Annotated in this window: 7 protein-coding genes; 1 reads left to right on the top strand and 6 read right to left on the bottom strand. The window is 66.9% G+C overall.

Features of this window, described 5'->3' with window-relative positions; genetic code table 11:
* The 6 genes from AC04L7_RS09690 to sucC all read right to left on the bottom strand — a co-directional run.
* Nucleotides 1-839: TonB-dependent receptor plug domain-containing protein (locus tag AC04L7_RS09690; protein ID WP_475512906.1), on the bottom strand; the 839-nt coding region annotated here is incomplete at its 3' end.
* Nucleotides 840-1152: 313 nt separating this feature from the next.
* The gene (locus AC04L7_RS09685; protein WP_436000100.1) at nucleotides 1153-2046 is read right to left on the bottom strand and encodes a DUF4097 family beta strand repeat-containing protein; all 894 of its coding nucleotides are present in this window, start codon (nucleotides 2044-2046) and stop codon (nucleotides 1153-1155) included.
* A 10-nt stretch (nucleotides 2047-2056) separates the two neighbouring features.
* The gene (locus tag AC04L7_RS09680) at nucleotides 2057-2539 is read right to left on the bottom strand and encodes a hypothetical protein (RefSeq protein WP_436000102.1); all 483 of its coding nucleotides are present in this window, start codon (nucleotides 2537-2539) and stop codon (nucleotides 2057-2059) included.
* Nucleotides 2536-3126: an RNA polymerase sigma factor gene (locus AC04L7_RS09675; RefSeq protein WP_436000104.1), complete on the bottom strand. Its 591-nt coding sequence runs from the start codon at nucleotides 3124-3126 to the stop codon at nucleotides 2536-2538. The genes AC04L7_RS09680 and AC04L7_RS09675 overlap by 4 nt, the downstream gene beginning before the upstream one ends.
* Nucleotides 3127-3223: 97 nt before the next feature.
* The gene (sucD, locus tag AC04L7_RS09670; RefSeq protein WP_475512905.1) at nucleotides 3224-4102 is read right to left on the bottom strand and encodes a succinate--CoA ligase subunit alpha; all 879 of its coding nucleotides are present in this window, start codon (nucleotides 4100-4102) and stop codon (nucleotides 3224-3226) included.
* A 27-nt stretch (nucleotides 4103-4129) separates the two neighbouring features.
* Nucleotides 4130-5299: an ADP-forming succinate--CoA ligase subunit beta gene (sucC, locus tag AC04L7_RS09665; protein WP_296278461.1), complete on the bottom strand. Its 1170-nt coding sequence runs from the start codon at nucleotides 5297-5299 to the stop codon at nucleotides 4130-4132.
* Nucleotides 5300-5499: 200 nt separating this feature from the next.
* Between sucC and AC04L7_RS09660 the strand changes: the two genes are divergently transcribed.
* Nucleotides 5500-6994 (top strand): sensor histidine kinase (locus tag AC04L7_RS09660; RefSeq protein WP_475512904.1); only part of this gene is annotated, 1495 nt, incomplete at its 3' end.

Here is a 6994-nt window from a genome sequence, read left to right as displayed (position 1 = left end):
CCGTCCTGCCAGAAGCCCGGGTTGGTGCAGCCGCCGGGGACGGACTGGATGAACTTGCCGGGCGAGACGCGGCCGGTGATCGGGTTGGTCGCCGGGACATAGTAGTTGTTCGCGTTGGACGACGGACCACGACGGCCTTCCATCCACGGCAGGTCGCGGATGTAGGAGATGTCGCGGTTCGCGTACGACACGCCACCCAGCATGCGGCCACGGTCGCCGGAGATGCCGAACACGACGGAACCGGACTCGGTGTCGCCGCCGTTCTGGGCCTGGCCCACGCCGATGCTGGCTTCAACGCCGTTGAAGTCCTTGCGGGTGATGATGTTGACCACGCCGCCGATCGCGTCGGCACCGTAGATGGCCGACGCGCCGTCGGTCAGGATTTCGACGCGCTCGACCGAAGCCAGCGGGATCGAGTTGAGGTCGGAGCCGGCTTCGCTGAACTGCGGCGACAGCGGCAGACGGCGACCGTCGATCAGGATCAGGCTGCGACCGCCGCCGAGGCCACGCAGGCTGAGCTCGGACATCGACTGGGCCGAGGAGCCGGACGCCGGCTTGTTCGAACCGAACGAGTTGAAGGTGGAGTTCTGCAGCAGGTCCGCGACCGTGGTCTTGCCGCTGACCTCGATGGCCTCACGGGAAATGACGGTGACGGGCAGCGCGCCTTCGATTTCCGCACGCTTGATGCGCGAACCCGTGACTTCGATGCGGTCGAGGGTCTTGGCTTCCGAATCGGGGCTCGCGGCTTCCTGGGCGAATGCATTGCCCGCTGCCAGCGATGTTGCGCTGGCGAACAACGCAAACTGGATTGCGTTGGGCAGCTTCTTGAGGTTGGTCATTAGAGGCTCTCTCTCCAAATGTTCACTGAAAAGCCAAAGCCTCGCGGCCCGGGCCAATGGTTCAGACGCATGAATGCTGCGCGACTGGTGCCCAGAGCATAACGTAAATTTTACGGCGATGAAAAGAACCCGATGATTTATCGGAAGAATTTCGTTTTTTTCAGCCTCATCAGTTACTTACGAAACCTTTTTCTTGCGCACGTGCGACCATCCGTCGGATTGCGGCGCAACGAAGAAGGGCGCCCGATGGCGCCCTCCCTGTTCAGCTTTGACAACACGACGCCGCCGCGTGGGTCGCGTCAGACGCCCGCGGCTATTCGACGCGGACCTCTGCACTGCCGGAAAACGTCTCGACGGTGACGCGACCGCTGCCGCTGCCGTAGCGGGTACTGAAGCTGCTGCCGGGGCCACGCCGTTTCTCGATGCTCACGCCGGTCGCCTTCAGCGAACCACTGAAACTTTCGCCGCTGACCTGCGCGGACACGTCCTGGGGAAGGCGCAGCATCAGATTGCCGCTGACCGATTCCATGCTGATTTCGCCGCCCGGCGCCAGGCCGGTGCGCACGTCCACGCGACCGCTGACGGTGCTGGCGCTCAAGTCACGCACCTGCTGCTCGTTGACGATCACCTCGATGCGGCCGGACACCGTTTCCGCATCGATCTCGCCGCCGAGGCGCCCCCGCAACGTGATCGCACCGCTGACGGTGGCCACGCCCACGTCATCGCTGTTGAGCGTCAGGTTGGCGTTGCCGCTGACGGTTTCGACATCCGCCTTGCGGGGCGCCGCCGCGGCTGAAACGCTGCCGCTCACGGTGCTGATGGACAGCTCGCCGGACGCGACCCCCGTGACGTCCACGTCGGCGGCGACCGATTCGATGTCGAGGTCGGCGCGCAGCGGCACCATCACCACCAGCCGGGTGGGCCCGCTGTCGTCGCTTCCCCAGCCACGCTTGGGATAGCGCACCTCGATGTTCACCTGCGATCCCGATCCATCCACCTCCAGCCGCTCCACGCCCTTGCCCAGCGTGCCGGTGATCTGCACCTCGTTGCGCTCCCAGCCACGCACGTCGATGCGGCCCTTGAGATTACTGATGTCGACGCGCCCGCGGGCATCGAGCGGTCGGGTTTCGTTGATGGCGGTCTGCGCCAGGACGGCGGGCGCCCACAGGGCGGTGGCCAGCAACAGGGAAAGGGAAGCGATGCGCATGGGGAACTCCTCAGGTCATGGCCGCGCGCTGGGTCAGCTCCAGGCGGCGGGCGTAGGTACGGCGCAACTGGTCGAGCAGAAAGTGCGCATTGGGTTCGGTCGCGATGGCATGGCGGATCTGGGCGGCACTCACATCCAGCGTATGCAACGCCGGCGCGATCTCCGGCGACGCGGTCACCTGGCGGTCGAGCTGCGCCAGCGCGCCGGTGTAGTCGCGGGTCAGTGCGGCCGCTTCGCGCTGGATGAGCGCATCCCCGGTCGGCGCGCGCTGCAGCTGCCACGTCACCGTCACCGCAAGCAGCACCGACGCCGCCAGTGCGAACGGCGCGAGCCGCGTGCGGCGCGGACGGGCGGCCGCGTGCTGCGGCACGGTGGCGATCCGGGCAGCGATGTCCGGCCACAGGTCGCGCGACGGCGGCAGGTCCTGGCGCATCGCGCGCAGCTGCCAACGCAGCGCGTCGTCGGTCGACGGGGGAAGATCATGCGGGTTCATGCGGCAACTCCTAGACGCTCGCGCAGCAACTGGCGCGCTCGGTGCAACTGGGCTTTAGAACTGCCGACCGCCATGCCCAGCTCGGCGGCGATCTCTTCGTGCTTGAAGCCTTCCACGTCGTACAGCACCAGCACGGCGCGTGCGCGCGGCGGTAGCGTGGCGACGGCGCGCTCCAGGTCCATCGACAACGCCGTGCCATGGCCCGCACTGTCGGCCAGCCCCAGGCTGTCCAGCGCTTCATCATCGTCGTCGAAGCGCGGACCGTTGCGACGGCTGCGCAGTTCCATCAGTGCCGTGTTGACGGCCAGGCGGTGCAACCAGGTGCCGACGGCACTTTCGAAACGGAAACCCGGCAGCGCCTGCCACGCCCGTACGAACGCCTCCTGCGCAAGATCCTCGGCACGCACGCCATGGCTGCCCACCAGCCGGGCGATGACGCCATGCACGCGGCCGGCGTGGCGGCGGTACAGCGCTTCGAATGCCTTGGCGTCGCCTCCGGCGGCGGCCCGCGCCAGCGCAGTGTCCAGCGCGGCACCGTCATCGGCGGCGTTTGTCTCGGCGAGGGGTTCGATCACGGCGGTCAGCATACGGAATGGGATGCCGGGGGAAGCGAAAGGGTTTAGGCGGCACCAAAAAAGAAAGCCGCCCCCAGGGCGGCTTTCCGATCGGCCCGGAGGGCGCGATTTACTTCTTCAGGCGGGCCGCGATGGCGGCACCCAGGTCACCCGGCGAACGGACGGTGGTGACGCCGGCGGCTTCCATGGCTGCGAACTTGCCTTCCGCCGTGCCCTTGCCACCGCTGGCGATCGCACCGGCATGGCCCATGCGCTTGCCGGCCGGGGCCGACGCGCCGGCGATGAAGCCCACGACCGGCTTCTTGACGAATTGCTTGATGTACTCGGCGCCGGCTTCCTCGGCGTYGCCGCCGATCTCGCCGACCATGATGATGCCTTCGGTCTGCGGGTCTTCGTTGAACAGCTTCAGGCAGTCGACGAAGTTCAGGCCATTGATCGGGTCGCCGCCGATGCCGATGCAGGTCGACTGGCCCAGGCCCACTTCGGTGGTCTGCTTGACCGCTTCATAGGTCAGCGTGCCCGAGCGCGAGACGATACCGATCTTGCCCGGCATGTGGATGTGGCCCGGCATGATGCCGATCTTGCACTCGCCCGGCGTGATCACGCCGGGGCAGTTCGGGCCGACCAGCACGGTGTCCGGATGGGCACGGGTCAGTACGTTCTTGACGCGCAGCATGTCCAGCACCGGGATGCCCTCGGTGATGCAGACGATGACCTTGATGCCGGCCGCGGCCGCTTCGAGGATCGCATCGGCCGCGAACGGCGGCGGCACGTAGATGACAGACGCATCGGCGCCGGTGCTCTTGACGGCATCGGCGACGGTGTCGAACACCGGCAGGTCGATGTGGGTCGTGCCGCCCTTGCCCGGGGTCACGCCGCCGACCACCTGGGTGCCGTACTCGATCATCTGGGTGGCGTGGAAGGTGCCCTGCTGGCCGGTGAAGCCCTGCACGATCACCTTCGTGTTCTTGTTGATCAAAACGCTCATGGAAGATTCCTGGTTCGGTGACGTGGATTAGGCGGCGGCCTTGACCGCTTCAACGACCTTCTTGGCGCCGTCGTTGATGTTGTCGGCCGGGATGATGGCCATGCCGCTGTCGCGCAGCAGCTGCTTGCCTTCTTCCACGTTCGTGCCTTCCAGGCGGACCACCACGGGCACCTTGACGCCCACTTCCTTCACCGCGGCGATGATGCCCTCGGCGATCATGTCGCAGCGGACGATGCCGCCGAAGATGTTCACGAAGATGCCCTCGACCTTGTCCGAGGACAGGATCAGCTTGAAGGCCTCGATCACGCGCTGCTTGTTGGCGCCGCCGCCCACGTCGAGGAAGTTCGCCGGCTCGCCGCCGTTGAGCTTGATGACGTCCATGGTGGCCATGGCCAGGCCCGCGCCGTTGACCATGCAGCCGATGTTGCCGTCCATGGTCACGTAGTTGATGTCCATCTCGGACGCCAGCACTTCGGTCTCGTCTTCCTGGCTCTTGTCGCGCATGGCGACCAGGTCCTTGTGGCGGAACGCGGCGTTGTCGTCGCTGTTGAACTTGCCGTCCAGCGCGTACAGGTTGCCGTCGTCCAGGATCGCCAGCGGGTTGATCTCAACCAGCGCCAGGTCCTTCTCGTTGAAGATGCGGTACAGGTTCACCATGATGTTGGCGAACTGGCCCGCCTGCTTGGCGGTCAGGCCCATCTTGAAGCCGAACTCGCGGCCCTGGTACGGCTGCACGCCTTCGACGAAGTCGACGTTGAGCGTGTGGATCTTCTCCGGCGTCTCGGCCGCGACCTGTTCGATCTCCACACCGCCCTCCGACGAGGCGATGTAGGTGATGGTGCGCGTGCCGCGGTCGACCAGCACCGACAGGTACAGCTCCTTGACGATCTCGCCGGCGGTGGTCACCAGCACCAGGTTGACCGGCAGTTCCACGCCGGCGGTCTGGTAGGTGGCCATCTTGGTGCCCAGCATCTTGCCGGCGGCCGCCTTCACGTCATCGACGGTCTTGCAGAACTTGACGCCGCCGGCCTTGCCGCGACCGCCCGCGTGGATCTGGGCCTTGACCATCCAGGGGCCGTTGCCGAGGGACTGTGCGGCGGCGACCGCTTCGTCCGCCGTGGCGGCGACTTTGCCGGCCGGGACCGGGATGCCGTACTCGGCCAGCAGCTGCTTGGCCTGATATTCGTGGAAATTCATGCGTCACCGTGGGTAGGGAACAGAAGACACCGCCCGGGCCGGGGCCGTGACGGCGGCGGCTGGGCGAGCCCCCTATTGTCGCTGACCGGAGCGGGGGGCGCAAAACCTCGGGCCTAAGCCTTTGGTGGAAAAGGACTCGCTGGGCCACGCGGGGGCCGTCATGCCTATACTGTGGGCCTCGCTACAGGGGAAGTACGCGTTTGCGCCAGGCCCAGTCGCTCCTGTCCCGCATCGAATCGGTTCCGCGCCGCGAACTGTATTTCTTCGCCCTCTACCGCGTGCTGGAAGCCGGCATCCTGGCCGCGCTGATGTTCAGCCCGCTGGGCGAAGTGCTTGGCCAGCCCCGCCACGAAGTGCTGGGCATGGGCGTCGCGATTGCCTATCTGGTGCTGGCCCTGGTGTTGCTTTTCATCGGCCGCAGCGTGCGCTGGCTGGTGTGGATCGTCTTCGCGAGCGTCTGCGTGGACATCGCGGTCGCCGCGCTCATCACCCATGCCCTGCCCACCGCCACGGCCGGCGTGGCGATGATGCTGCTGTTCAACGTGTCGGCCGCGGCCCTGCTGCTGCCCAACACCCGGATGGCGCTGGTAGTGGCGCTGATGGCCATCGCCGGGCTGTTCGGCGAGTACCTTTTCACCCTGTTCCACGACCAGAATGCCAGCCGCTCGCTGGCGGAAGTCATCATGTTCGCGGTGAGCTACCTGGCACTGGCCTACCTGGCACACCAGGCCGGCCAGAAGGCGCGCAACAGCCAGGCGCTGGCCGACAAGCGCGGCGAAGAGGTCGCGAACCTGTTCGAAGTCAACGAACTGATCATCCGCCGCATGCGCACCGGCGTGCTGGTGGTCGATGCCGAAAACCACATCAAGCTGGCCAACGAAGCCGCCAGCCTGCTGCTCGGCGATGGCGGCGACGGCGCAGGCGCCGATGGCAAGGGCGTGTCGCTGCTGCACGCGGCGCCGGAGCTGGCCCGCCGCCTGCAGCGCTGGCGCAACGGCTGGCAGACCGACGAAACCCCGATGCAGCTGACCCCCGACCAGCCGGAAGTGCAGCCGCGCTTCGCCCGCCTGCTGGCCGACAGCGAGACCTCGCTGATTTTCCTGGACGACGCCACGGTGGTGTCGCGCCGCGCCGAATCGCTGACGCTGGCCGCGCTGGGCCGCTTCTCCGCCAGCCTGGCGCACGAGATCCGCAACCCGCTGGCCGCGATCAACTACGCGGTGCAGCTGCTGGAGGAATCCCCGCACGTCAACGACGGCGATCGCCGCCTGCTGCAGATCATCCACCAGCAATGCCAGCGCACCAACGGCATCGTCGAGAGCGTGCTGGGCCTGGCCCGGCGTGAGCGCGCCACGCCCGAGCACGTGGACCTCAACACCTTCGTCCGCCGCTTCGTCGACGACTACCAGCAGACCCTTTCCATCGAGACCGACACGCTGGAAACCATCATAGGCGCCAAGCCGGTGCCTGCGCTGGTCGACCCGCGCCACCTGCAGCAGGTGGTGACGGTCCTGGTGCAGAACGCGCTGAACTACGGCCGCCTGCCGGGCGAATCCGCGCGCATCCGCGTGCGCGTGTTCAATGCCGAAGGCCGCCCGACGCTGGACGTGATGGACCGCGGCCCGGGCATCCCGGACGCCGTGGCGGCGCAGCTCTTCCGACCGTTCTTCACCACGTCCGAGCACGGCACCGGCC

This window comes from Pseudoxanthomonas sp. LjRoot204_2 (assembly GCF_056175765.1).
The sequence above is the reverse complement of the archived record's forward strand: the minus strand, read 5'-3'. Positions and strand labels throughout refer to the sequence as shown.